This is a genomic window from Rhizobium sp. R634 (assembly GCF_002211305.1).
Lineage (GTDB): Bacteria > Pseudomonadota > Alphaproteobacteria > Rhizobiales > Rhizobiaceae > Rhizobium.
In genome coordinates, this window is record NZ_LOKW01000012.1 from 136,323 (window position 1) to 160,707 (window position 24,385).

The following is a 24,385-nucleotide window of genomic DNA, read 5'->3' on the forward strand; positions in this document are numbered from 1 at the left end:
CGACAGACGAGGGGTTGCTGCCGTGTTCAATATTGCTACAGGTCTCGCCATCTGGTGTGCGGAGGCCATGACGCTCGCTTTGGTGTTGTTCGTCGCATGGCGCCACAACGTCAAGAACGAGGCCTATCTCTATTGGGGCTTCGGCTTCCTTCTGACGGGAATGGGCTTCGCGATGGTCGCGTTGCGCGGTCAAATCCCCAGCGTGCTTTCGATAGAGGCGGGCAATGCCATCGCGCTTCTCGGGCAGAGCGCCTGGGTGGCGGGTTTCCTCGCGCTCGACCGCAAGAAGATCGAATGGTGGGCGTTGCTGCCGCCGGTAATCTGGCTGGCGGGGATCTTCCTGCCCTGGGTCAACGACGACTATTCCAACCGCGTTGTCCTCTACAACCTCGCTTCGGCGACGGGCGCCACGGCGCTTGCCATGGCAGTCGCCGCCGGCGACATGCGCCGCGAGCGCACCCGCGTCAAGCTGATGGGCGTCTTCGTCATCCAGGGCTGCCTGTGCTTCGGCTCGGCGCTGACGATGGCGCTGACGCTGCCGAGCGAGATCGACGCCACCAATCTTGGCGGCGCCTCGGCGATGGCCAGCGCCTTCCTGCTCACCATCGCCTTCGCGCTGACCTGCCGGCTGATCATGGAGCGCTCCGAACGGCACCTGCGCGCGCTGAGCCTGACCGATGCGCTGACCGGCGTGCTCAACCGCCGCGGCCTGCTCGGCTATTTCGACGCCATTCAGGAAAGAGCCCATGACGAGCAGCGCCAGGTCGCGGTGCTGCTTTTCGACCTCGACCATTTCAAGCGCGTCAACGACCGCTTCGGCCATCAGTCGGGCGACGCCGTGCTCACCGCCTTTGCGCGCATGGCCCGCCAGTATATTCCGAACAACATCTTCGGCCGCATGGGCGGTGAGGAGTTCGCAGCCTTCGCAGCGGTTACGGACCAGACGGAAGCCGAAGCGATCGCCGAAGCGATCCGCACCGAATTCTGCCGCCTTCCCGTCAGCACCGGCGAGGCGATCGTTCCGGTCACCGTCAGCATCGGCATCGCGCTCGCCTCCTCGATCGAAGCCAATATCGACAAGCTTATTTCGGCCTCCGACCGGGCGCTCTATGCAGCGAAAGCGGCCGGCCGCAACTGCACGGTCACGTTCGGCGAAGCGGAAGCCGCAGCCCCGGTACCGGCCACGCCGAGCAGCACCGCCGGCGAGCTGGTGCCGACGGTGGACGACCAGGTAGAGGCCCTGCGGCGCATGAGCACGCTGTCGCGTGCCGGCTAGCCTGATAATCCCGAAAACCGGAGTCGATTCCCGGGGTTAGGCACAGGTTTTAAAGTGACTGGTGCGCCCTGCGAGGCGCGCAGCCGCCGGGACCGGTTCTTCGCCAGCATCTTTTCGAGGCCCGGCAAATCCGCTAAGCCTCAGCGCATGACGATACCGCCCTTCCTCTCGATCGATCCCGCCAGCCGCCATGTCTCGCTGGATGCCCGCAATCCGGCCTTTTACGGCAATCCGAATGCCGTCTATGCGGCGCTTCACGCCCATTGCCCGACCTTTTATTGGAAGGAGCAGAAGCAGTGGTTCTTCACTGGCTACGACCATGTGAACGGTCTGCTGCGCGACCGCCGCTTCGGCCGGCAGATCCTGCATATCGCCAGCCGCGAGGAGATCGGCCTTGCCGAGCCGAGCCCTCATCTTGCCAATTTCGATCTCTCGGAACGCTATTCCCTGCTCGAACTAGAACCGCCGGAGCACACGCGGCTGCGCACGCTGGTCAACCGCGCCTTCGTCTCCCGCCATGTCGAGAAAATGAAGCCGGAGCTTGCCGAGCTTGCCAACCGGCTGATCGACGGCTTTGCGGACCAGCGCGAGGTCGAGCTGCTCGCAGCCTTCGCCGACATCATCCCGGTGACGATGATCGCCCGCATGATCGGCATTCCCGAGGAGATGGGGCCGCAGCTGCTCGCCTGGTCGCATGCCTATGTCCGCATGTACATGTTCGGCCGGACGCGCGAGCAGGAGGACAATGCCGAACGGGCGGCGAAGGAATTTTCTGACTATGTCAGGACCGTGATCGCCGAACGGCGCGCCGAACCGCGCGACGACCTGCTGACCCACATGATCCATACCGAGCACAAGGGCCAGTATCTGACCGAAGAGGAGCTGATCTCGACGACGATCGTGCTGCTCAATGCCGGGCACGAGGCGACCGTGCACCAGATCGGCAATTCCGTGCGCATTATCCTCGACAGCGGTTCAGATCCGGCGATACTCTTCCGGGACGAGGCGACGACGGAGCGCACCGTCGAGGAAACGCTGCGCATCTGCGCCCCGGTCCACATCTTCCAGCGCTGGGCGCTCGAGCCTACGGAAATCGACGGCGTCTCCTTCAAGCGCGGCGACAAGGTCAGCCTCATCCTCGCAGCCGCCAATCTCGATCCGGCGAAATTCACCGATCCCCTCGCCTTCCGGCCCGACCGCAACGAAGCGGCAAACCTCTCCTTCGGTGCCGGCATTCATTTCTGCATCGGCGCGCCGCTGGCGCGGCTGGAACTCAACGTCGTGCTGCCGATCCTGTTCGAGCGGCTTCCCGGCCTCAGGCTGGCAAAGACGCCCGTGGTCAAGGACGTCTACCATTTCCACGGGCTGGACCGCCTGGATCTGCGGTGGTGATCGAACCTCGCATATCAGCCGTAACGGCCGGTGATGTAATCACGATTGCCGCAGCCGTGCATGAAAACGTCGCGTTCCGGCGACATGCTCTCGTGTCCGGCAGCCTCGCGCAGCGTGCCGCCGCAATCCTGCGGCGTTACGCTGCCTGTTCCTGAAGCTTGCTGGAGATGTCGAGCGCCGACATCGGTTTTCCGATCAGGTAGCCTTGCAGCTGGTCGCAGCCGGCCTCGCGCAGGATCGTTGCCTGGCGCGAATTTTCGATGCCTTCCGCGGTGACGGGAATCTGCAGAGCGGTCGCCAGGGAGATGGTTGCCTTGAGGACATCGGCGCCGTTGGAGGCCTGGTCGAGCGCGGATACGAGCGAGCGGTCGATCTTCATCCGGTCGAAGCCGAACTGCCGCAATGCGCCGATGCTTGCATAGCCGCAGCCAAAGTCATCGAGAGCGAATTTAATACCGACCTGCTTGAGGTGATCGATCGACCGGCGGGCCTGATCCGGATTTGTCATGAGAACGCCTTCGGTGATCTCCAAGGTCAGGCGTCTCGGATCGAAATCGAGATCCTCAAGAAGCGAGATCACTTCGTCGGCAAATTCCGGATTGCAGAGCTGGACCGGCGAAACGTTCACGGACAATGCCAGGCCGGGCCAATTCCTGGCATGCTCGATCGATGTTTTCAGCATATGAACGCCAAGCGCATCGATAAGGCCGCACCTTTCGGCAAGCGGAATGAAAATCTCGGGGCTGATATTTCCCGTCGCAGTTCGCCAGCGCGCCAGCGCCTCAAGGCCGGTGACCGCGCCCGTCGTCGCAGAGACGAGAGGCTGGAAAACGGCTTCGATTGTTCCATCGCCGATGGCGTCCTTCAACAGGCTTTCCAGTTCGGCGACCCTTAGGCGCTCGCGATCCAGCTCGGGGTCGTATTCGATCGCCCGGCCCCTGCCGTTTTCCTTGGCGCGATAGAGCGCCATGTCAGCCCGGCGGAGCAGCTCCAGCGGCGGTATGTCTCTCTCACGAGCCGCAGCGCCGATGCTCGCGCCAACCTCGATCGTTCGCCCGTCTATTTTGAAGGGCTCGGCAAACAGTGCCAGAATGGTCTCTTCTATCTCTTTACGCGCGGCGGTTCCAACCTGAACCAGCGCGAACTCGTCGCCTCCGAGCCGCGCCACAGCAACGACTTCAGGATGGCAGGCGCTCAACGCTTTCGAGACGATCCGGATCAGGTCGTCTCCAACCGCATGCCCCCAGGCGTCGTTGACAGCCTTGAATCCATCGAGATCGACCAGATAGAGCCGGGGCGGCGAAAAATCCGAGCCTTCCGACTCTCCCAGGAGGGTGAGAAGCCCATGCCTGTTCAACAGGCCGCTTAGGCTATCATGGTTCGCTTCGAAAATCGCCGCCTGCGCCAATTGGTTCAGGCGCCGCGCCTCGGAGGCGCCGACCAGCAAAACGCCCGCCAGGAACAGCACAAGGATGATGACGGCTGCCGCGACATAAGGATAGACCCCCTGAAACACGGCGCTACCCGGCGCCTTGCTCGGCCAAACAAGATGGCCGACGACGCTGCCCTTGAGGTCCGTGATCGGCGTATTCAGCAGACCCGGCTCGGGCGCGGCGGCAAGGCGCAACCCTTCGAGTTCGTGTTCGCTCGAAAGCGTGGCGAGAACTTCCGCGTTGAATTCCTTGTAGAAGCTCAGCACGCTGAGCTTCGGCAGCTCGCCTTCTTTCTCGAATGGCTGGATTGCCTGTGACGCGATCAGCGCGATACCCGTTTTGGTCTTGATGAAATTGACCACCGGCGCCTGGCCGGAATCGGCTGCCTTGTCGACCTGCCGATAAAAGGATGCGCCGAAATAGGTACCGGGCTGGAAAGGCTTGCCCTTGGCATATGCGGAGATGATCGACGAGCGGTCGGGGCCGATCACGACGGCGCCGTCATAGAGGGGGTAGTCCGCACTGGTTTTACCCCAGTTCTCATAGGCCCAATCTGCCGCACCAGGAGCTGAGATCGCCTTATAGGCGTCATCCCATACGGCATTATCAGTCGTTGTCGCGCTCAGGCGATCGACAAAGGCTGCGACGGCCGCCCGGGCGGCGCGCGTGGCCCTGGCATCGTCGATCTCATTCGCCGACCGGGTCATCGTCGTCACGACGTGGGCCATGAGGCCTGTCAGCACGAGAGCGATGACAAGGAAGCAAACAGTTGTCGCAATGATGGAAAACGTTTGGGTGCGAACGTGCCTACCCGCAAGATTCGACGACATGCCAATCCCGGAAAGATGAATTGTAAGGCCATGTCTATGGTGACGGCAGGAGACATCATGTCCGCAATGCGCTGCAGATAAGGTCTACCATTTGACGATGTAGGCACACTTAAAGCGAACGATAAAATGCCGTCTATCCGCAAAAGAGCAGCGGCGATTTCAGGAAAAACCGCCCATAATCGCCGCAATCCGGGACAGAGCCTGCATGGGGAGAGGCCGTTTGCAGCCGCTTCCTAAACCTTGATCACATAATCCTTGCGAGTCGTTTCAACGACTTCCCAGGTTCCCTTGAAGCCGGGTCTCAAGATCATCCGGTCGCCTGCCTTCAGATGAACCGGCTCGCCGCCATCCTCGGTCACGATCGAATGGCCGGACAGCAGGCTGAAATATTCCCATTCCTCATAGACGATCCGCCACTTGCCCGGCGTCGCCTCCCAGATCCCGGAATAGAGGCCGCCTTCGGATTCCTCCAGGTTCCATGTGCAGAATTGCGGATCGCCGGAAATGATCCGGTCCGCCTCGGGGGCGCCGAACTCCGGTTCTATGCCGTCGGTGCTGAAGGTAATGAAGTTCCCCACGGCCATCGCAGACCTCTCCGATATCAATGTTCTTCGCAGCAAATGTTCGTCTGTGGCCGCAAAAGCTCGACGAAAGATCTACCGCAACAACGATTAAAACCTTCCAGACACCCTTTCAACATGGATGAAAAGCATCTACATCGCCTAATACCGGGGAAACATCCCGGACCTACGACCAGTCGAAACGAACGTCAACCGACCCGGGGAATGGTAAACCCGACGGACTATAGGAGCGTTTGATGGGGTGGGAAGCGCTGGAGCTGTGGGGCAAAGATGCGGTTCGCATCGAAAGACTCTCCGGCGGAGTCGCCAATGATGTCTGGAGCGTGCGCGTCCACGGGCGACTTGCGGTCGGTCGGCTGGGCACCAGGAGCGACGCCGATCTCGCCTGGGAGGCCGATCTCCTTCGCCACCTTGACCGCGAAGGTCTGAGCGTGCCGGTGCCGATCCCGGCGGCCGATGGAAGCCTGTTCGCCGATGGCCTTATGGTGATGGAATATATGCATGGCGGGCCACCTGAGACGGAAGACGACTGGCGTCGCGTAGCTGAGACACTCCGCGAGTTGCATCGGTTGACGCGGGGTTGGAAGCAGCGCCCAGGCTGGCGGTCCTCGATTGATCTCCTGCACACTGAAACCGGGACGAGAATCGACCTTGCAACAATGCCGCCAAATGGTGTCGCGCGATGCCGAGCGGCGTGGGCGCGGCTTGTCGGTCGCGAGACGGGCGTCGTCCACGGCAACCCGACCAACCCTGGCAATATCCGCATGACGGCGAACCGCGTCGCACTGATCGACTGGGATGAGTCGCATGTTGACGTCCCAGATCTGGACCTCGCCCTGCCCTACAATGCAGCCAGTCTCGAAGGCACAGCGTACGACGTCGCCGCGCAAGCATCGGCCGCGTGGGAAGCCGCCGTCTGCTGGGACGACGACTATGCCATCAAGCGACTTGCAGAAGTGCGAGCGGTTTAAGCAACGGCACCGAGGGGCGGCCTCTCCCCGGACGCTTCAACAAAATAGCTACGGGCGTGGGTCGATCGTCACTGATTGATAGGCTGTCGTCTGAGGAATGAGATTCGCTTCAAGCGGAGCGCATGCTTTTCCAAGAGATGCCATGAAAGCCACCCGAACAACATCGCTGTCGGCAAGGAAAGGGCGAACACGCTCCACGGCGTGCTGTATTGGCCGAGGGCATAATTCACCACCTGCTCCACTGGCCAGCCATATAGATAGGTGCCGTAGGAGACGTCGCCCAAGCGGTCGAGCGTCGGCAGGCGTAGGATTGGCGAGGTCGCGATGTAGACAAGCGGATAAGCGAACAACATGGGTCCGTAAAGATAGTCGGGCCAAAAGACGGCGAGGAGCACACCGAGCGCCGCGAAGATCAATGCCAAGACAATATTTGGCTGCCTCTTTTCGATCACGAACCAGAGAAGCGAACCGCAGAAGAAGAAGGGAGCGATAAAAGTGAAATTCGTGATCAGCTTTCTGTCCGGCCACGGATGCTCGAAGAAAAGCTCCCACGTGACGGCCACGGTTAGGACAAGCGCCATCAACGGCGCTCGGAGGAGCCCGATGGCCATAAATGCCGCAAGGATGAGGTAGCAGAAGATTTCCTGGCTGATCGTCCAAAGAGAGCCGTTGGTGAAGGTGGCAAGCCAGGAGATTGCAGGATCATAAAACTGCACTTTCGGCAGGACCATGCCATAACTCGGATTGAGCACCGAATAGACTGTCGTCCTCACATGATACGACCAGCCCAGGTAGCCACCAATGCCCAACGGACTGAAAAAGGGGCCTAAAATATACACGCTGAGCAGCGTGCAGACGACAAGCGCCGGATATATCCTAAGCACCCGCCGCCAGAGAAAACCGCCGACGCTGCCGAACTGCGCGCTCTGCGTGACGAGGAAGCCGCTGGTGATGAAAAACGCGTAGACCCCGAATCTACCAAGATTCCTGCCCTCGCCGAGCAAGCGCATGAAAGGCTCGTTCGCCGCGGTCTTTTCCGAGATAAGGAAGGCATGCGAGAATATGACCATGGAGGCTGCACCGAGCCTGATCATGTTGAAGTTCGGGTAAAATGGCTTCCTGACTGCAGGCTCCTGCATGCGAGCCCCCCGCTCCCTCAAGGTTTAACAGATCATTAAGGTGGGTTTTGAATGTTGTCACGACCGTTATGAAAATAGGGCGAGATAACCTTTGATCCGCCGAAATACACCTCAGTCAAACCCTTGATCGAGTTGGGCGGCTTGCCGTCTCGCTCCCCACTTTTTCGATTTTCCAATCGACCAAACGAAATCAGCGCCCGACTCTGCTCGAATCGGACGCTGATCCCATGATTGTATTGGGCAAACGTAGTCTGCGAAATTTACAAATGCTTGCTGCGGTTGCCAGTCAGATCTTCGAAAGCGCCTGCTCGAGATCGGCGATGATGTCCTTGACGTCCTCAATGCCGACGGAAAGGCGTACGACGTCAGGCCCTGCACCGGCCGCGATCCTCTGCTCGTCGGTCAGCTGCCGGTGCGTGGTCGAGGCCGGATGAATGACGAGCGAGCGGGTGTCGCCGATATTGGCGAGATGGGAGAACAGCTGCAGACCTTCGACCAGCGTCTTGCCCGCTTCGTAGCCGCCATGAACGCCAAAGGTGAAGACGGAGCCCGCGCCCTTCGGCGAGTAACGCTGCTGCAGGGCGTGGTTCGGGTCGTCTTCGAGGCCGGCATAATTCACCCAGGCGATCTTGCTGTGCGCCTTCAGCCATTTCGCCACCGCGATCGCATTGTCACTGTGGCGCTGCATTCTGAGCGGCAGTGTTTCGATGCCGCTCAGGATCAGGAAGGCGTTGAAAGGCGAGATCGCCGGGCCGAGGTCGCGAAGGCCGAGCACGCGGGCGGCGATGGCGAAAGCGAAATTGCCAAAGGTCGCGTGCAGGACCATGCCGTTATATTCCGGCCGCGGGCTCGACAGCATCGGGTAATTGCCGGATTTCGACCAGTCGAAGGTGCCGCCGTCGACGATGAGGCCGCCCATGGAATTGCCGTGGCCGCCGAGGAATTTTGTCAGCGAATGCACGACGATGTCGGCGCCGTGTTCGATCGGGCGGATGAGATAAGGGGTTGCCATTGTATTGTCGACGATCAGCGGCAGGCCGTGGCGATGCGCGACCTCGGCGATCGCGGCGATATCGACGAAGGTGCCGCCGGGATTGGCCAGGCTCTCGATGAAGATGGCGCGTGTCTTGTCGTCGATCTGGCTTTCGAAGCTTGCGGGATCATCGGGATCGGCCCAGCGAACCTGCCAGCCGAAATTCTCGAAGGCATGGCCGAACTGATTGATCGAGCCGCCGTAAAGCCTGCGGGCGGCGACGAAATTCTCGCCGGGGCGCATGATGGTGTGGAAGACGATCATCTGCGCCGCATGGCCGGAGGCGACGGCAAGCGCCGCCGTACCGCCTTCGAGCGCTGCGACGCGCTCCTCGAGCACGGCCTGCGTCGGGTTCATGATACGAGTGTAGATATTGCCGAAAGCCTGCAGGCCGAAGAGAGAAGCGGCATGATCGGAATCATTGAAGACGAAAGCGGTGGTCTGGTAGATCGGCGTCACCCGCGCGCCGGTCGCCGGATCGGGCTGGGCGCCCGCATGAATCGCCAAAGTGTTGAATCCCGGATCATTCTTGGCCATGTCGTCCTCCAGTTTTGCTCACGGGCAGGATCATAGCCTGTCGCCGATGAAAGTTAATCGCGATCCGTTTCAACCCAAGGGCGTTCGGTGGAAAATCCGTCTCCGCGGACGGCACGTCAGGCAACGAGCCGAGGATACTCGATTGCCGGGCAGCGATTCATCACCACCTTGATGCCAGCGGCCTCCGCCTTAACCGCAGCCGCATCGTCGCGGACGCCGAGCTGGGCCCAGACGACCTTCGGCAGCGGCTTCAGCGCCAATACTTCTTCGACGACCCCATCCAGATATTCGGCGGCGCGAAAGACGTCGACCATGTCGATCGGGACGGGAATGTCGGCGAGCCGGGCATAGACCGTACGGCCGTGAATCTGTTTGCCCGCCTGCCCCGGATTGACGGGAATAACCTCATAACCGCGCGACAGCAGATAGCCCATAACGCCGTTGCTCGGCCGCGCCGGATTGGGCGAGGCGCCGGTCAACGCGATGGTCTTTACCGAATGCAGGATGTCGGCAAGATAATCGTCCGTGTAAATGTCGTGGTTCATACCGGCTTCTCCACTCCCAAATGCCCTCGGCAGGGCGTAATGTTTGTTTGCGTCTCCATGAAACCGGAGGCGCATGTTTCACGTATATATGAGTTGGGTGCTCCAGGAGGATGATTCGATGAAAAAACTCGCTCTTGCCCTCGCGCTCGTGCTCGCCGCATCACCGGCAATGGCGATCTCGCGTTATAATCCGCTCGCCATGAGCTGCGCCAGCGTGCGCGCCGCCATCCACAATCAGGGGGCCGTCATCTTCCGCTACCAGTCTCCGCGCGGCCTGCCGCTCTACGATCGCTATGTCCGCAACAGCAATTACTGCGACGCGACCGACTATGCGGAATGGACGCATATTCCCTCGAAAGACAATCCACGCTGCCCTGTTTTGAACTGCCAGAACATCGACAACCTTGACGGGATGCTGTTCATTCCACATTATCAACTCTGATAATTCCGCCGCCGCAATCGGCGCGGGAACGATACGCTCTTCGCGCTTGCGAAAGAGCCGTTACTCAATCCCGCGCTGCGATTTGTTTTAAATTATACAATCAGCGGCTTCAATTTTTCCCTATATCAAAGTTATAGAATAATATCTATATTTCAGCACTATAGAGCAATCGGCTGTCGAAGTCCTCCCGATGATTTCTTTCTTTGTTCCATATATGGACGCATTACGTTCCTACGTCCATTAGAAACATCTCATAGTTGAAAGCCGCTTCTGGATTGAACGCATATCGCGCGCACGTAAAAATTGCTCCGAAGGACTGCCATTGGGAACACATCGACGGACGCTGATCGGCATTTGAACGACGTCGTCACGGGCCCGCCTCCATTTTCGTACAAATCCCAGTTGTCTTTTCAGAAATTTAGGCCGCCTATGGGAAGGCGCTTCCTTCCCTCGGCTCTCGGGTTTTACTTCCTTGCCTCTCGACGTCATTCTTCTCGTTCTTTTTGGCGCATTGCTGCACGCGACATGGAATGCCATCGTCAAGGCCGGCAACGACAAATCCCTCGATGCGGCGCTGATTTCGGCGGGCGGCGCGGTTTCGGCCTTGCCGTTCCTTGCATTCCTGCCGTTGCCGCACGCCTCGGCCTGGCCTTTCATCGGCGCCTCGGCCATCCTGCAATTCGCCTATTTCCAATTGGTCGCCGCCGCCTACCGGGCCGGCGATATAGGCCTCGTCTATCCGCTGATGCGCGGCTGCGCGCCGCTGCTGATTGCCGCCACAAGCGGCTTCGTCCTGCAGGAAAAGCTTTCCCCCGCCGCACTTGCCGGCATCATGACGATCTCAGCCGGCGTGCTGACGCTCGCTCTCGAAGCGCGGCGAGGCAACAGCCGCGCCGTCATGTTCTCGCTCGCCAATGCCTGCGTCATCGCCAGCTACACCTATGTCGACGGCATCGGCGCACGCCTTTCCGGCAATGCGGTTTCCTACACATTGTGGATGTCGCTGCTGCCGCCCGTCCTGCTGTTCTCGTGGGCGACATCCCGGCGCGGCGCTTTCGCCGTGACGCGTCATATCCGTCGCAACTGGTGGCGCGGCCTCGTCGGCGGCGCGGGCTCGATCGCCTCCTACGGGCTGGCGCTCTGGGCGATGACGAAAGCCCCGGTCGCCACGGTTGCCGCCTTGCGCGAAACCGCAATTCTGTTCGCGCTGGTGATCTCCGTCACGGTGTTCAAGGAAAAGGCCAGCATCTGGCGCTACGTCGCCGGCGTCGTCATCGCGATCGGCGGCCTGGTTTTGAAACTGGCGTGACTACTCGCCCTTCCATTCCGCCTTGCGCTTGCCGAGGAAGGCGCCGATCCCTTCCTGCGCATCGCTTGTCAGCATGTTTTCAACCATCACCCGGGCGGTAAAGTCATAAGCTGCCTCCACCGGCAGGTCGAGCTGCCGATAAAAGGCTTCCTTGCCGATCTTCAGAATCAGCGGCGACTTGCTGGCGATGACGCCGGCATATTTGGCGACGACCTGCGCCAGATATTGTTTCGGCACGATGCGGTTGACGAGGCCGAAATCCTTAGCGGTCGAGGCGTCGATCGTCTCGCCGGTCAAGAGCATCTCCATCGCTTGCTTGCGATGGGCGGCGCGCGAAACCGCGACCATTGGGGTCGAGCAGAACAGGCTGATATTGACGCCCGGGGTGCAGAATGTCGACGTATCCGTGCAGATCGCCAGATCGCAGGAGGCGACGAGCTGGCAGCCCGCGGCCGTCGCAAGCCCATCGACCTCGGCGATGACGGGCTTCGGCAGATGCGCGATCTTGAGCATCAGATCGGCGCAGAGCCGGAAGGACCGTTCGAAGAAAGCGGCTCCCTGATCGTCATCGGCGCGATGAGCGGTGAGTTCCTTGAGATCGTGGCCGGCGGAAAAGACGTTACCGGTCGAGGCGATGACGACGACCCGCGCATCCGGATCCGCAGCCGCCGCATCGAGCGCGTTCATCAGCGCTTCGAGAAGCGCAATCGAAAGCACGTTTGTCGGCGGGTTGTTGAGGACGAGCCGCAGCACGCCGTCCCGCAGCGAGCGGAGCAGCAATCCACCCTCGTCCGCACTGTCTGCGTCCTTCCGGAAGGATACGATTTCGGCCATGATGCTGCTCCCTGCGCTTGATTTTCCAAACAGCAGTTCTGCCACAAGGCGCCGGCAATTTCGAGCAATATCGGCGGCTTAGGCGAAAGCGGCCGGAGCCGCTATTCTATCCAGAACCATGACCTCGATACCTCGGCCTTCGCCTCGGCGCGGGTCAGGCCGACATCGCGAAGCTGGTCGTCGTTCAGCTCCGAAAGAGTGCGGCGGCTGCGGCGCTTTTCCAGCCAATGCTCGATAGTCGCGACGAGCCGCAGGGCCACGCCGCGAAGCTTGCGGAGCTTCGGCGGGACGATATCGCGGGACGCTTCGTTGATCTCGCTTGCTTCCAAAGACATCTCTGCTTCCTTTCCTCGACGGATGAAGGATGCGCTGGAAGATGCCGCGAAAGAAGCTTATGGATATTATCATATGCATAAGGATTTCTTTGGGATGCCTCTCAATCTCGATCAGCTCGCGACCTTCGTCAACGTCGCAGATCTCGGAAGTTTTACGGCTGCGGCCGACAAGGAGGGGCTGACGCAACCGGCCGTCAGCCTGCAGGTCAAGGGGCTGGAACAGCGGCTCGGCGTCCGGCTCATCGAGCGCGTCGGGCGGCGGGCGCAGCCGACCGCGGCAGGGCTCGACCTGCTGACGCATGCCAGGCGCCTGCTCCAGGAATCCGCTGCGGCGGAAGAAGCGATGACGCCGTATCGGGATGGCGCGAGCGGCCGCGTGCGCATCGGCAGCGGTGGCACGGCGTCGATCCATCTGCTTCCCCGCGCCATTGCCGTCGCCAGGAAAAGCATGCCCAACCTCGAAATCACCGTCCACATCGGCAATGCCGACGACATCCTGCGCGACCTGGAGGCCAACAGCCTCGATATCGCCGTCGTCGCCCTGCCCGCATCCGGACGGAACTTCGAGATCGAACCTTTCTACGAGGAGGAGCTGCTGGCCGTCGCGCCCGCGGGCAGCCGCATGCCCGAAGGCGGACCGGACGCCGCCTTCATGCGCGGCAGGACGCTGCTGCTTTACGAGGGAGGCAATACGAGACGCATGATCGACGACTGGCTGGCCGCCCCGGATAACAGGATCCGGCCCGCTATGGAGTTCGGCAGTATCGAAGCGATCAAGGAACTCGTGGCTGTCGGGCTCGGCTGGTCGATCCTGCCGGGGCTGGCGCTTAAGCGCGACCGTGCAGAGCTTGTGGCAACGTCGCCGTTGAAGCCCAAGCTCACGCGCCGCCTCGGCATGGTTCTGCGCAGGGACAAACATCTGACACGCGGGCTTCGTGAAATGATGAAATGCCTGCGGGAGTTCGATTAGCGGCCTTGCGAGCATGCAATCCTGCTTGTAGAGCGGCGTGAAAGCGTCAGGCACGGTCGTTCTTCAGGCAACAAATGTGAGGTATTATAACACCACATACCTAACTTGCTGTTTTTGCTATCTATTTTTTCCGCGCATCGGGACGGCCCGTATTGACCGGATGTCACATTGCCTTTATACACCGCGCCAGAACGCAGCCTTTCCGGGCTGCTTTCTTTTTGGCCTGCCTCAAGCGCGCCAATCCAAGCAACAAGAAACGCCCTTCAAGCCCTCGGGCCAAGGGTCCCAAAAGAGAGTATTCACTATGGCAACCTTCTCCCAGAAGCCTGCAGAGGTGGAGAAGAAGTGGGTGATCATCGACGCCGAAGGGCTGGTCGTTGGCCGTCTCGCTTCCATCATCGCTATGCGCCTGCGCGGCAAGCACAAGGCAACCTTCACGCCCCACGTTGACGACGGCGACAACGTCATCGTCATCAATGCCGACAAAGTCGTTTTCACCGGCAAGAAGTATTCCGACAAGGTCTACTACTGGCACACCGGTTATGCCGGCGGCATCAAGGAACGCACGGCGCGCCAGATCATCGAAGGCCGCTTCCCGGAGCGCGTCCTCGAAAAGGCAGTCGAACGCATGGTTCCGCGCGGCCCCCTCGGCCGTCGCCAGATGAAGAACCTGCGCGTCTACGCCGGCTCCAACCATCCTCATGAAGCCCAGCAGCCGGTCGCCCTCGACGTTGCCGCGCTCAACAAAAAGAACGTAAGGAGCGCCTGATATGGCTGACCTCTCCTCCCTGAAGGAACTCGGCACGGCTTCCGAAGCTGCTGCTTCGGCCCACGTCCGCAAGGTCGATTCGCTCGGCCGCTCCTACGCGACCGGCAAGCGCAAGAACGCCGTCGCCCGCGTCTGGGTCAAGCCGGGCTCCGGCAAGATCATCGTCAACGGCAAGGAATTCGCGGAATATTTCGCCCGTCCGGTGCTGCAGATGATCCTGCGCCAGCCGATCGTCGCGGCTGCCCGTGACGGCCAGTTCGACATCGTCGCAACCGTTGCCGGCGGCGGCCTCTCCGGCCAGGCCGGTGCCGTTCGCCACGGCCTGTCCAAGGCGCTCACCTACTTCGAGCCGGGCCTGCGCTCGGTCCTGAAGAAGGGCGGCTTCCTGACCCGCGACAGCCGCGTCGTCGAACGCAAGAAGTACGGCAAGGCAAAGGCCCGCCGCTCCTTCCAGTTCTCCAAGCGCTAATCGCTTCGGACAGAAGGAATTTACGAAGGCCGGGGAAACCCGGCCTTTTTGTTTGCGTGTTTGAGGAGCTCTTGGGCCTGTTTAGCGCCATTGCCGCATTCCGGTTCTGCTGATAGAAATCCGGCAAAGTGCTTTGCGAATGTGCGAAGCCGCAGCCGAGGCCGCATCATGGGAACAACCAAGTCCGCAGACAACTAAGCCGCAACAACTTTGCGCTGTTGTTGCGGCGTCTGTCCCAGCAAATCCGATATTGATGAAAAGACAGATCGCCGCCGAATGTAATCATTTGAGCGGACGTTACCCATGTCTTATCCGAAAATTCCGTCCTGGAATTATTCCGTGCCGGCGGCATTGTTGCTGATGGCTCCCTTCGACATCCTGGCGTCCCTTGCCATGGACATCTATCTACCGGTCGTGCCGACGATGCCTCAGGCGCTCGCCACCTCGCCTGAAGTCATCCAGTTGACCCTCAGCCTCTACATGCTTGTGCTCGGCGTCGGGCAGATCGTCTTTGGTCCGATCTCCGACATCGTCGGGCGACGACCCGTCCTGCTCGGCGGAACGGCACTCTTTGCCGTTGCATCCTTCCTGCTTGCCGGGGCCTCATCGGCGTCCCTCTTCGTGGCCTTCCGATTGCTGCAGGCCATCGGCGCCTCAGCGGCTCTTGTCGCCACCTTCGCGACGGTGCGAGATGTCTACGCCGAGCGCCCGGAAAGCAGTGTGATCTATAGCCTGCTCGGTTCCATGCTATCTCTTGTGCCTGCGTTCGGGCCGATCGTCGGAGCGTTGATTGCGGACCGGTATGGGTGGCGCGCTATCTTTCTCGTCATCGGCCTCCTCTCGGTCGCCGCCGTTCTCAACGCCTGCACGCGATGGCATGAAACCCGCCCGACGGCTGCGGCCGCAACCATCGCGTTACGCCCCATTCTCACGAGCTTTCCCTTCTGGGTCTATACGACCGGTTTCAGTGCGGCGATGGGGGCCTTCTTCGTCTTCTTCTCGACTGCGCCCCGTATCCTGATCGATCAAGCCGGGTTTTCCGGCATCAGTTTCAGCCTCCTCTTTGCTTCGGTGGCACTGGTGATGATCGCGACGGCGCGCTTCGCCAAACACTTCGTCACGCGCTGGGGCATCGCAGGCAGCCTCGCAAGAGGAATGACGATGCTGCTTCTCGGTGCGGGGATGCTTGCCACGGGAGAAATGTTTCCGCTGGCGCCCGTCGCCAGTTTCATCCTTCCGATGTGGATCATCGCGGTCGGCATCGTCTTTGCAACGGCTGTCACCGCCAACGGTGCGCTCGCAGCCTTCGGCGATATCGCGGGGACGGCAGTGGCGCTCTATTTCTGCGTCGAAAGCCTCATCGTAGGAATTGCGGGCACATTATTCGTGGTTCTTCTCGATGGCGACACAGCTTGGCCGCTGGCAGGTTATACCGGCGTGACGGCACTGATCACTCTGGCGGGATTGCGCCAGCTCCTTCGGAAGACAGCCTGATCAACGGCTGCTGAACAGCGGCCGCTCGAAAACCTCGAGCGGCCGTCAAGCAACGGGATCGCTTGAAATCTCGGCGCACCTCGCCTACCCCTTCTGCTGCCCCGAAAGGAAACACCAGTTCCTTCCGGGGGATCAGGCGGACCTCGTCGAGTGGCAGCAGATCCGCCGCCCGCGGTGTAGTCGTGACCGGTGATCCGGCAACATCAGCCGACATCGAACGCGGCTCTGGTTCAGCGCCCACAGAGAAGGAGCCCCCTCTTGGCGAACAAGTCCATCGATCACGCCTTCACGGCCACCAGCCTCACCTCCGCCGCCAGCGACCCGACCTTTGCCGGTGCGCTGTCCTTCATGCGCCGACGCTTCACCAAGGAACTTGCTGGCGTCGATGTTGCCGTCTGGGGCATTCCTTTCGATGCCGCGACATCGAACCGGCCGGGCACGCGCTTCGGGCCGCAGGCGATCCGCCGCGCCTCGGCAATCTTCGACAACGACGCGCAATATCCCTTCAACCGAGAACTCTTCGCCGGCATGGCCGTGATCGACTACGGCGATTGCCTGCTCGATTATGGCAACCATCAGGACACGCCTGCGGCCATCGAACGCCAGGCGAACGTCATCCTCGACAGCGGCGCTTTCCTGCTGACGCTCGGCGGCGATCACTACGTCACCTGGCCGCTGCTCAAAGCCCATGCGGCAAAACACGGGCCGCTGGCCCTCGTGCAGTTCGACGCGCACCAGGACACATGGTTCGACGAAGAGCGGCGTATCGATCACGGTTCCTTCGTGGCGCGTGCCGCCCGCGAAGGCATCATCGATCCCGACCGCTCGATCCAGATCGGCATCCGCACCCATGCGCCGGAGGATTGCGGCATCAACATCCTCTATGGGCATCAGGTCGAGGACATGAGTGCCGGCGACATCGCCTCGGCGATCATCTCCCACACGCGCGGCGCTCCCGCCTACCTCACCTTCGATATCGATTGCCTCGATCCGGCTTTTGCGCCGGGCACCGGCACGCCGGTCGCCGGCGGACCGTCGAGCGCCAAGATCCTCTCGGTGCTGCAGCGCCTGCATCAGCTCGACATTCTCGGCGCCGACGTGGTCGAGGTGTCGCCGCCCTATGATCATGCCGATATCACCGCCATTGCGGGGGCAACAGTGGCAATGTATATGCTGGGTCTTCACGCCGAGCGACGCGCCATCGCTGTGTCACAAGGCTGACGTATCATCGCAAACTGAATCCGGAAACCTTCAGAACCCATTGAAAGCGCAGGTCTAACATGGCACCGAAAATCTTCATCGACGGCGAACACGGCACAACGGGTCTGCAGATCCGCACGCGCATGGCCGGCCGCCGCGATGTCGAGCTTCTGTCCATTCCCGAGGCCGAGCGGCGCAACGCCGCCATGCGCGAGGACATGCTCAACAGCGCCGACATCGCCATTCTCTGCCTGCCCGACGACGCGTCGAAGGAAGCGGTGCAGATGGTGTCGGCCAACAACAACGTCCGGGTCATCGACACCTCGACCGCCTTCCGCGTCAATCCCGGCTGGGCCTATGGCTTTGCCGAAATGGACAATGCGCAAGCGGACAAGATCAAGGCCGCCCGCTTCGTCGCCAATCCCGGCTGCTATCCCACCGGCGCAATCGGCCTCATCCGGCCGCTGCGCGCCGCCGGCATTCTGCCGGACGGCTATCCGGTGACGGTCAACGCGGTCTCCGGTTATACCGGCGGCGGTAAGCAGATGATCGCGCAGATGGAAAACCCGGATCACCCGGACGCGATCACAGCACCGCATTTCCTGTACGGCCTACCGCTCACCCACAAGCACGTGCCTGAGATGACCGTGCACGGCCTGCTCGACCGTGCACCGATCTTCTCTCCATCCGTCGGCAAGTTCGCGCAGGGCATGATCGTGCAGGTGCCGCTGCACCTCGACGATCTCGCCGAGGGCACGACGATGGAAAGCATCCACGCCGCACTCGTCGCCCATTATACCGGTCAGGAGATCGTCACCGTCGTGCCGCTCGCCGAAAGCAAGGCGCTCCCCCGCGTCAACGCCGTCGAGCTCGAAGGCAAGGACACGATGAAGCTCTTCGTCTTTGGCAAGGAAGGCGGCTCGCAGGTCAATCTGGTGGCGTTGCTCGACAATCTCGGCAAGGGCGCCTCGGGCGCCGCCGTCCAGAACATGGACCTGATGCTCGCCTCCTGACGTCATGACGCCGGACGCGCTTTTCGCCGGCGTGCAGGCATGGTTTGCCGCCGCCCTACCCGACCACGGCATCTATGCGCTGATGGCCTTCGCCGTCATCGCCGGGCTTGCCCGCGGCTTCTCCGGCTTTGGCGCTGCGCTGATTTTCATTCCGCTCGGCGGTGCGATCGTCGGGCCGAAGCTGGTCTCGCCGATCCTGCTCGTAATCGATGGCGTTGCGACGCTCGGGATGATCCCGCCCGCCTGGCGCGGCGCCAACCGACGCGAGGTCTTCATCATGGCGGCGGGTGCTGCCCTTGGCGTGCCGGCCGGCACTGCCATACTGGCTTTGCTGGACCCGATGCTCTTGCGCTGGAGCATCGCGATCATCGCCATCAGCCTGCTTGCGCTTCTGGTATCCGGGTGGCGTTACCACGGCGCGCCCTCCGCACCGCTTACCAGCGGCGTCGGCCTGATCGCCGGGCTTTTCAGCGGCGCGGCACAGCTCGGCGGGCCGCCTGTGGTCGCCTACTGGCTCGGCGGTAAGAGCGACCGCACGCGCGTCAGGGCAAATGTCGTGCTTTATTTCTCGATCTCAACCGTCTTCAGCGTCATCAGCTATTATGTCGGCGGCCTGTTCGTGCCGGCCGTCTTCGCGCTCACCGTCGTCATCCTGCCGAGTTATGCCATCGGCCTCTACGGTGGTTCGAAACTCTTCGGGCTTGCCGAGGAACGGACCTTCCGCATCGCCTGCTACGTGCTAATTGCTGCCGCGGCGATCATCGGCATGCCACTGCTCGATGGGGTGCTGCGCTGAACGATTCTCTTCAGTTATGCTCTGCGATCAGCGTCTCGCGCGGATATTCACCGTAGAAGCCGCGCCAGTTGGCGATGGCGAAGCCGAAGACCACCAGCGCGCCGGCCTGGTGCAGCAGGCCCCAGTGCAGCGGCACCTGCATCAAGAGCGTGGCGACGCCGATCGCCGCTTGTATCGTCACCAGCGCAAAAAGCAGGACGGCGCGGCGCGCATGGGTGGTCCATGATGCGCCGCGAAGGGCGATCACCATATTGATCAGCGTGAGCGCGAAGAGCGTATAGGCGCCGATGCGGTGGATGAACTGCACGGTCTTCGGATTCTCGAAGGCGTTGATCCAGAAAGGCTGCTGGATCAGCAGATCCGACGGGACGACCGCGCCGTCCATCAGCGGCCAGGTATTATAGGAAAAGCCTGCATCGAGCCCCGCCACCAGCGCGCCGAGATAGATCTGGAACAGCGAGAAAATGGCGATCGCGGCAGCAAATGCGCGCGAGCTTCGTGCCGGCGCCGGATCATTCGAATGTCTGGAGAGACCGCGCATGATCCACATGCAGGAGGCGAAGATCAGGCAGGCCATGACGAGATGGGTCGCGAGCCTGTATTGGCTGACGTCGGTGCGGACCGAAAGACCGGAGGACACCATCCACCAGCCGATGAAGCCCTGCAGGCCGCCGAGCGCCAGGATGCCGGCGAGCGGCCAACGCAGGCGTCTCTCGATCCGCCCCGTCAGCCAGAAATAGATGAGCGGCAGGGCAAAGATCACGCCGATGCCGCGGGCGATCAGCCGATGCGCCCATTCCCACCAGAAGATGCCCTTGAACTCGTCGACGGTCATGGAGCTGTTCAATTGCTGAAATTCGGGAATGCGCTGGTAAAGGCGGAACTCCTCCTCCCATTCGGCAGCCGACAGCGGCGGGATGACGCCGTGGATCGGCTTCCATTCGGTGATCGACAGGCCGGAATTGGTGAGCCGTGTGGCACCGCCGACGAGCACGAGACAGAAGAGCGTCAAGAGCACGAAGCCGAGCCAAAGGCGCACGGCGCGGCGGTCGCGGTCCTGCTTGCGCATTTCGCTGCGGATCGCCTGTTCCGTGGTGAGGTTCGCGACGGCCATGATATCTCCTTCTATCCGGGTGTTGATTTGCCCCACCGGCTCATGCAAAACAAGCCCCGAACCTTTGCGGCATGCCGTCGCGCCGGTTCGATCCATCCATTGCAAGAGATAAGCGATGCCCATCCGCCTCCGCAAATTCATCGGCACGATCCTCATCATCGTGCTCGTGCTCGGCTATGCGCTGCTGGCCAATACGATCGCGGTGGCAACACTCGGCAACGCGCCCTGGTGGGGGCATCTTCTCTATTTCCTTCTGACCGGCCTGCTCTGGGTCTTGCCGGCAATGGTGATCATCAAATGGATGGCCGGACCGCGGCGGCAGTGAGGCCATTAACGGCCGAATAACCGTGATCGGCGGAAAACCTCGCCCACCCCGCGCGATTAAACCAAATATACGTCAGGCACCCCTACCTTCCGCTCAGCATTCTTGACCGGAGACCACCCGTGCAGACGCAAAAGCTCGATGTCCATGAACATCAGTCAAATGACGCAGCTTTGGCCGAAACAGCCCTTTCAAACCTGCGCCAGCTGAGCATGAAACTCGCGATGGCCGAAATCGACATCAGCGTGTTCGACAGCATGCAGCCGCTGGAGGACGACTGGCGGGCCTTGGAGCGCGACAATCTGCAGTCGCTTCACCAAAGCTATGACTGGTGCGCCGCCTGGGTGGGCGCCTTTCAGCGGCCGCTTGCGATCCTCAAAGGCACGCATGCCGGCGAGACCGCTTTCATTCTGCCGGTCGAGATTGTCAAATCCCGCGGGCTTTCCGTCGCCAAGTTCATCGCTGCCGATCACAGCAACATCAATACCGGCCTGTTTTCCGAAAACTTTGCAGGAAGCGGCGGAAGCATCGACGCCGACCAGTTCGCCGGCCAGCTCCAGAATGCGTTGAAGGGCCGGGCCGATCTGCTGCTCTTGCAGAACATTCCGCTGGAATGGCGCGGGCGGCAGACGCCGCTGACGGGGCTGCCGACGGTCCAGAACCAGAATCACGCCTACCAGCTGCCGCTCCTTTCCACTTTCGAGGAGACGCTGAAACAACTGAACGCCAAGAGCCGGCGCAAGAAATTCCGGGTTCAGTCGCGGCGCCTCGAGGCGGCGGGCGGCTTCGAATACGCCGTTCCCGAAACATCGGAAGAACAGCACGACCTGCTCGATACGTTCTTCCGGCTGAAAAGTGCTCGCTTCGCCAGCCTCGGCCTGCCGGACGTTTTCGCCGACAAGGAGACGAAGACCTTCCTGCACGGCCTCATCGACAGCCGAGATGAAGCCAAGGAGTATTTCGGGCTGCAGATGCATGCGCTGCGGCTCAAAGGCGAAAACGACGGCCGGATCGCCGCGATTTCGGGCATCTCGCGCAAGGGCGATCACATCATCTGCCAGTTCGGCGCAATCGACGAAGAGCTCGTGCCGGATACGAGCCCGGGCGAATTCCTTTACTGGCAGACCATCTCGGCACTGGACGGCAAAGGCGTGGCCCTGTTCGATTTCGGCCTTGGCGACCAGACCTACAAGCGTTCCTGGGCGCCGGTCGAGACGGCGCATCACGATGTGGTGCTGCCGATCACGCCGTTCGGCGTCGCCGCCGGCGCTGCGCACCGGCTCGTGACCCGCGGCAAGGCGCATATCAAGGCGCGCCCGAAACTTTATAAATTCGCCCAGGGCATCCGGGCAAAAATCGGCTGACGGCTCAAGCCGCGCGGCCGAATTCCTGCTTCGCCCCTTCGCCGCCCGACATCAGCACGACGCGCTCGTAACCTGCGGCCTGGAATTCGGTCATCAGCGTCACGAAGACGGTCTCTTCCATCTCCGGCAGGGAAAGGATGATCTCGACGTCGCGGCTGTGCGTCAGCCGCGAGACACCGGCGACATCGGCCGCACCACATTCGACGACCACGAGGTCATAAGCGGCGGCGAGCGCATCGAGGAGCAGCGACAGCCTGTCGACGCCACGCATTGCGCGGCGTGCGTCGCTTCGGCCCTGCGGGATCAGATGGGCATCGGAAAGGCGGTCGCCGTGGATCGTGTCACCAAAGGCCGCCTCGCCGCAAAGCAGATCGGTGACGCCAGGTGCCGCCCGGTCTTCAGCCATCAATTCGGTCGGATAACCGGAACCGGTCATGTCGACCAGGATGACGCGGCGGCCGGCATCGGCGAGCATGCGGGTCAACAAAACCGTCGCCGCCGAGCCATTGTCACCGGTCGGAGATATAGCTATCGCCAGGGGCGCTCGGCTGCCGGTCAGATAATCCGCAACCGATGCAATGGAGAATTCATTCTCGTCCTCCGGCGCCTCTTCGGCGGCCTCAGGCTCCTCGACTGCGTCGTCCTCATCCGTGACGGCGGCAAGCATGCTCGGCTGGACAGGCCTTCTCGCGGCGACGGCGACCGGAGCGGCCTGCGGCGCCTCGTCCTCGATGGCCGCTTCCTCATCGGACGCCTTCGGGGCGATATCGACGGCGCGCAGCGCCCGGCCGCTGAAGAGTTCGGCCAGCATGATGACGATCGCGCTGACGATCAGCGTCGCGACGGCGGCAACGACGACGATCGGCACGACCTTCGGGAAATAGGGATCGACCGGCTCGATCGCCTTGGAAACGATGCGGGCATCGGCGGGGCTCGAATTGCTGTCGGCGCGGGAAGCGGCCTCGCGGTAGCGAACCAGATAGGTTTCCAGCAACTGGCGCTGCGCGTTTGCCTCACGCTCCAGCGCATTGAGGCCAACTTCGTCTTCGCCGGCGCGGGCGCTGTTGGCCTGCACCGTGTCCTTCTGGCGCTCCAGTTCACTGGCACGGAGATCGGCGACCTTCGCCTCGTTTTCGATGCTGGCGAGGATCTTCTGCGTCTCCTGGCGGATCTGGCCGCGGATATCGGAGAGCTGGGCGCGCAGGCTCTTCAGCCGCGGATGACTGTTGAGAAGGCTGGTCTGGAGGTCTGATATTTGCGACTGCAGCCCGGATTCCGTCGCCTTCAGCCGCTGGATTGCCTGCGAGGACATGATGTCGGGCAGCGTGTCGGAAGCCTCGCCCGAAGACAACGCATTGCGCACCGCCTGCGCCCTCGCCTCGGCATTGGCCTTGTCGCCGCGCACACGGGTCAATTCTGCGGAGATGTCATTCAGCTGCTGGGCCGGAAAGGTGGTCGTGCCGTTCGTCTGCAACAGGCCGTAGGTGGTGCGATATTCGGCCACTTTCTTCTCGGCCTCGGAGACTTTCTGCCGCAGGCTTTCGATCTCCGGCTCCAGCCAGCGCGTCGCTTCCGAATTGGAATCCAGCTTGGCGCCGCTCTGGATCGAGAGATAGACCTTCGCCATGGCGTTCGGAATGGCGGCGGCGAGCTTCGGGTCCTTGGAGGTGAAGGTGATGCCGATGACGCGCGACCCCGGCACCTGATAGACCTGCAGACGTTCGATGAAGGCGTCGATGACGCGCTCTTCCGGCGGATTTTCCAGCGGGTTCTTCTTCAGGTGCAGCTTCACCAGGATGCTGCTCATCGCCGAGCCGCTGGCGGCATCGTCGAATTCTGGCAGGTCATAGAGCTTGAGATCGTTGATCACCCGCTTGAGGAGATCGGCCGATTGCAGGAGCTGCACCTGGCTCGCGATGTTCAATTCGTCCATCAGCGGGCTGGCGCTCGCGTCATTGACCTGCTGGGTGCTGGCAAAGGCCGGCGCACGCGGCTCGATGAGAAGGCGTGTCTCGCTGCGATATTGCGGCGACATCAGCTTGGCGCCGGCAAAGGCGGCGCCCGCCGCCATGAGGGTAATCGTCAAAATCCTGAGACGGCGCGCCCAAACCGCGCGGGCCAACTGGCCGAGGTCGATGTCCACATCCTGATCACGCACTACGCCGGACATGCTCTTACTCCACAACAAATGTGCCGTAAGCGTAAACGACCATGGTA

Annotated in this window: 23 protein-coding genes; 14 read left to right on the top strand and 9 right to left on the bottom strand. The window is 61.6% G+C overall.

Annotation, left to right across the window (positions count from 1 at the left end; all coding sequences use genetic code 11):
* Nucleotides 1-22: 22 nt before the first annotated feature.
* Both ATY77_RS14795 and ATY77_RS14800 read left to right on the top strand, forming a co-directional pair.
* Nucleotides 23-1,276 (top strand): GGDEF domain-containing protein, encoded by a 1,254-nt coding sequence (locus ATY77_RS14795; RefSeq protein WP_088687915.1) that lies wholly within the window; start codon nucleotides 23-25, stop codon nucleotides 1,274-1,276.
* Between the two features lie 147 nt (nucleotides 1,277-1,423).
* Entirely contained in the window at nucleotides 1,424-2,668 is a 1,245-nt protein-coding gene (locus ATY77_RS14800) for a cytochrome P450 (RefSeq protein ID WP_088687916.1), read from the top strand.
* Nucleotides 2,669-2,804: 136 nt separating this feature from the next.
* Here ATY77_RS14800 and ATY77_RS14805 read toward each other — a convergent pair whose 3' ends face one another.
* On the bottom strand, nucleotides 2,805-4,931 hold the full coding sequence (locus ATY77_RS14805) for a bifunctional diguanylate cyclase/phosphodiesterase (RefSeq protein ID WP_088687917.1): 2,127 nt from the start codon (nucleotides 4,929-4,931) through the stop codon (nucleotides 2,805-2,807).
* Nucleotides 4,932-5,164: 233 nt separating this feature from the next.
* Nucleotides 5,165-5,515, bottom strand: a complete 351-nt coding sequence (locus ATY77_RS14810) for a cupin domain-containing protein (protein ID WP_190233725.1) — start codon at nucleotides 5,513-5,515, stop codon at nucleotides 5,165-5,167.
* A 233-nt stretch (nucleotides 5,516-5,748) separates the two neighbouring features.
* Between ATY77_RS14810 and ATY77_RS14815 the strand changes: the two genes are divergently transcribed.
* Entirely contained in the window at nucleotides 5,749-6,483 is a 735-nt protein-coding gene (locus tag ATY77_RS14815) for a phosphotransferase (protein WP_088687918.1), read from the top strand.
* A gap of 68 nt (nucleotides 6,484-6,551) precedes the next feature.
* Here ATY77_RS14815 and ATY77_RS14820 read toward each other — a convergent pair whose 3' ends face one another.
* The 3 genes from ATY77_RS14820 to ATY77_RS14830 form a co-directional block, all read right to left on the bottom strand.
* On the bottom strand, nucleotides 6,552-7,622 hold the full coding sequence (locus ATY77_RS14820; RefSeq protein ID WP_088687919.1) for an acyltransferase: 1,071 nt from the start codon (nucleotides 7,620-7,622) through the stop codon (nucleotides 6,552-6,554).
* Nucleotides 7,623-7,908: 286 nt separating this feature from the next.
* Nucleotides 7,909-9,192, bottom strand: coding sequence for an O-acetylhomoserine aminocarboxypropyltransferase (locus ATY77_RS14825; RefSeq protein ID WP_088687920.1), 1,284 nt, complete (start codon nucleotides 9,190-9,192; stop codon nucleotides 7,909-7,911).
* A 116-nt stretch (nucleotides 9,193-9,308) separates the two neighbouring features.
* The gene (locus ATY77_RS14830) at nucleotides 9,309-9,737 is read right to left on the bottom strand and encodes a CoA-binding protein (RefSeq protein ID WP_088677215.1); all 429 of its coding nucleotides are present in this window, start codon (nucleotides 9,735-9,737) and stop codon (nucleotides 9,309-9,311) included.
* Nucleotides 9,738-9,855: 118 nt separating this feature from the next.
* Between ATY77_RS14830 and ATY77_RS14835 the strand changes: the two genes are divergently transcribed.
* Nucleotides 9,856-10,179: a hypothetical protein gene (locus ATY77_RS14835; RefSeq protein WP_088688231.1), complete on the top strand. Its 324-nt coding sequence runs from the start codon at nucleotides 9,856-9,858 to the stop codon at nucleotides 10,177-10,179.
* A gap of 472 nt (nucleotides 10,180-10,651) precedes the next feature.
* Entirely contained in the window at nucleotides 10,652-11,488 is an 837-nt protein-coding gene (locus ATY77_RS14840; RefSeq protein ID WP_088687921.1) for an EamA family transporter, read from the top strand.
* Here the strand turns inward: ATY77_RS14840 and ATY77_RS14845 are convergent, their stop codons facing one another.
* Together ATY77_RS14845 and ATY77_RS14850 are read right to left on the bottom strand one after the other, a co-directional pair.
* Nucleotides 11,489-12,322, bottom strand: coding sequence for an enoyl-CoA hydratase (locus ATY77_RS14845; RefSeq protein WP_088687922.1), 834 nt, complete (start codon nucleotides 12,320-12,322; stop codon nucleotides 11,489-11,491).
* A 101-nt stretch (nucleotides 12,323-12,423) separates the two neighbouring features.
* Complete coding sequence (locus ATY77_RS14850; RefSeq protein WP_088687923.1) at nucleotides 12,424-12,657, bottom strand: DUF1127 domain-containing protein; 234 nt, start codon at nucleotides 12,655-12,657, stop codon at nucleotides 12,424-12,426.
* A gap of 73 nt (nucleotides 12,658-12,730) precedes the next feature.
* Between ATY77_RS14850 and ATY77_RS14855 the strand changes: the two genes are divergently transcribed.
* The 7 genes from ATY77_RS14855 to ATY77_RS14885 all read left to right on the top strand — a co-directional run bounded on the left by ATY77_RS14855 (nucleotide 12,731) and on the right by ATY77_RS14885 (nucleotide 19,368).
* Complete coding sequence (locus ATY77_RS14855) at nucleotides 12,731-13,627, top strand: LysR family transcriptional regulator (protein WP_190237635.1); 897 nt, start codon at nucleotides 12,731-12,733, stop codon at nucleotides 13,625-13,627.
* 304 nt (nucleotides 13,628-13,931) lie between these two features.
* Nucleotides 13,932-14,396 carry a 50S ribosomal protein L13 gene (gene rplM / locus ATY77_RS14860; RefSeq protein WP_012483399.1) on the top strand — a complete coding sequence of 155 codons (465 nt, stop codon included), beginning with the start codon at nucleotides 13,932-13,934 and terminating at the stop codon, nucleotides 14,394-14,396.
* A gap of 1 nt (nucleotide 14,397) precedes the next feature.
* A complete protein-coding gene (gene rpsI / locus ATY77_RS14865) occupies nucleotides 14,398-14,865 on the top strand; it encodes a 30S ribosomal protein S9 (RefSeq protein WP_088687924.1) in 468 nt (155 codons plus the stop codon).
* Nucleotides 14,866-15,168: 303 nt separating this feature from the next.
* A complete protein-coding gene (cml, locus tag ATY77_RS14870; RefSeq protein WP_088677211.1) occupies nucleotides 15,169-16,359 on the top strand; it encodes a CmlA/FloR family chloramphenicol efflux MFS transporter in 1,191 nt (396 codons plus the stop codon).
* Nucleotides 16,360-16,617: 258 nt separating this feature from the next.
* Nucleotides 16,618-17,580, top strand: coding sequence for an agmatinase (gene speB, locus ATY77_RS14875; protein ID WP_088677210.1), 963 nt, complete (start codon nucleotides 16,618-16,620; stop codon nucleotides 17,578-17,580).
* Between the two features lie 59 nt (nucleotides 17,581-17,639).
* A complete protein-coding gene (argC, locus tag ATY77_RS14880) occupies nucleotides 17,640-18,572 on the top strand; it encodes an N-acetyl-gamma-glutamyl-phosphate reductase (protein ID WP_088677209.1) in 933 nt (310 codons plus the stop codon).
* Nucleotides 18,573-18,576: 4 nt separating this feature from the next.
* The gene (locus tag ATY77_RS14885) at nucleotides 18,577-19,368 is read left to right on the top strand and encodes a sulfite exporter TauE/SafE family protein (RefSeq protein WP_088677208.1); all 792 of its coding nucleotides are present in this window, start codon (nucleotides 18,577-18,579) and stop codon (nucleotides 19,366-19,368) included.
* A gap of 10 nt (nucleotides 19,369-19,378) precedes the next feature.
* Here ATY77_RS14885 and ATY77_RS14890 read toward each other — a convergent pair whose 3' ends face one another.
* Nucleotides 19,379-20,482 carry a COX15/CtaA family protein gene (locus ATY77_RS14890; RefSeq protein ID WP_088688233.1) on the bottom strand — a complete coding sequence of 368 codons (1,104 nt, stop codon included), beginning with the start codon at nucleotides 20,480-20,482 and terminating at the stop codon, nucleotides 19,379-19,381.
* Between the two features lie 115 nt (nucleotides 20,483-20,597).
* On the opposite strand from ATY77_RS14890, the gene ATY77_RS14895 reads away from it, so the two are divergent.
* Both ATY77_RS14895 and ATY77_RS14900 read left to right on the top strand, forming a co-directional pair.
* On the top strand, nucleotides 20,598-20,807 hold the full coding sequence (locus ATY77_RS14895; RefSeq protein WP_088677206.1) for a DUF2842 domain-containing protein: 210 nt from the start codon (nucleotides 20,598-20,600) through the stop codon (nucleotides 20,805-20,807).
* Between the two features lie 119 nt (nucleotides 20,808-20,926).
* Nucleotides 20,927-22,168, top strand: a complete 1,242-nt coding sequence (locus ATY77_RS14900) for a GNAT family N-acetyltransferase (protein ID WP_088687925.1) — start codon at nucleotides 20,927-20,929, stop codon at nucleotides 22,166-22,168.
* A gap of 4 nt (nucleotides 22,169-22,172) precedes the next feature.
* Here the strand turns inward: ATY77_RS14900 and ATY77_RS14905 are convergent, their stop codons facing one another.
* Entirely contained in the window at nucleotides 22,173-24,338 is a 2,166-nt protein-coding gene (locus ATY77_RS14905; RefSeq protein WP_088687926.1) for a Wzz/FepE/Etk N-terminal domain-containing protein, read from the bottom strand.
* Nucleotides 24,339-24,385 lie beyond the last annotated feature (47 nt).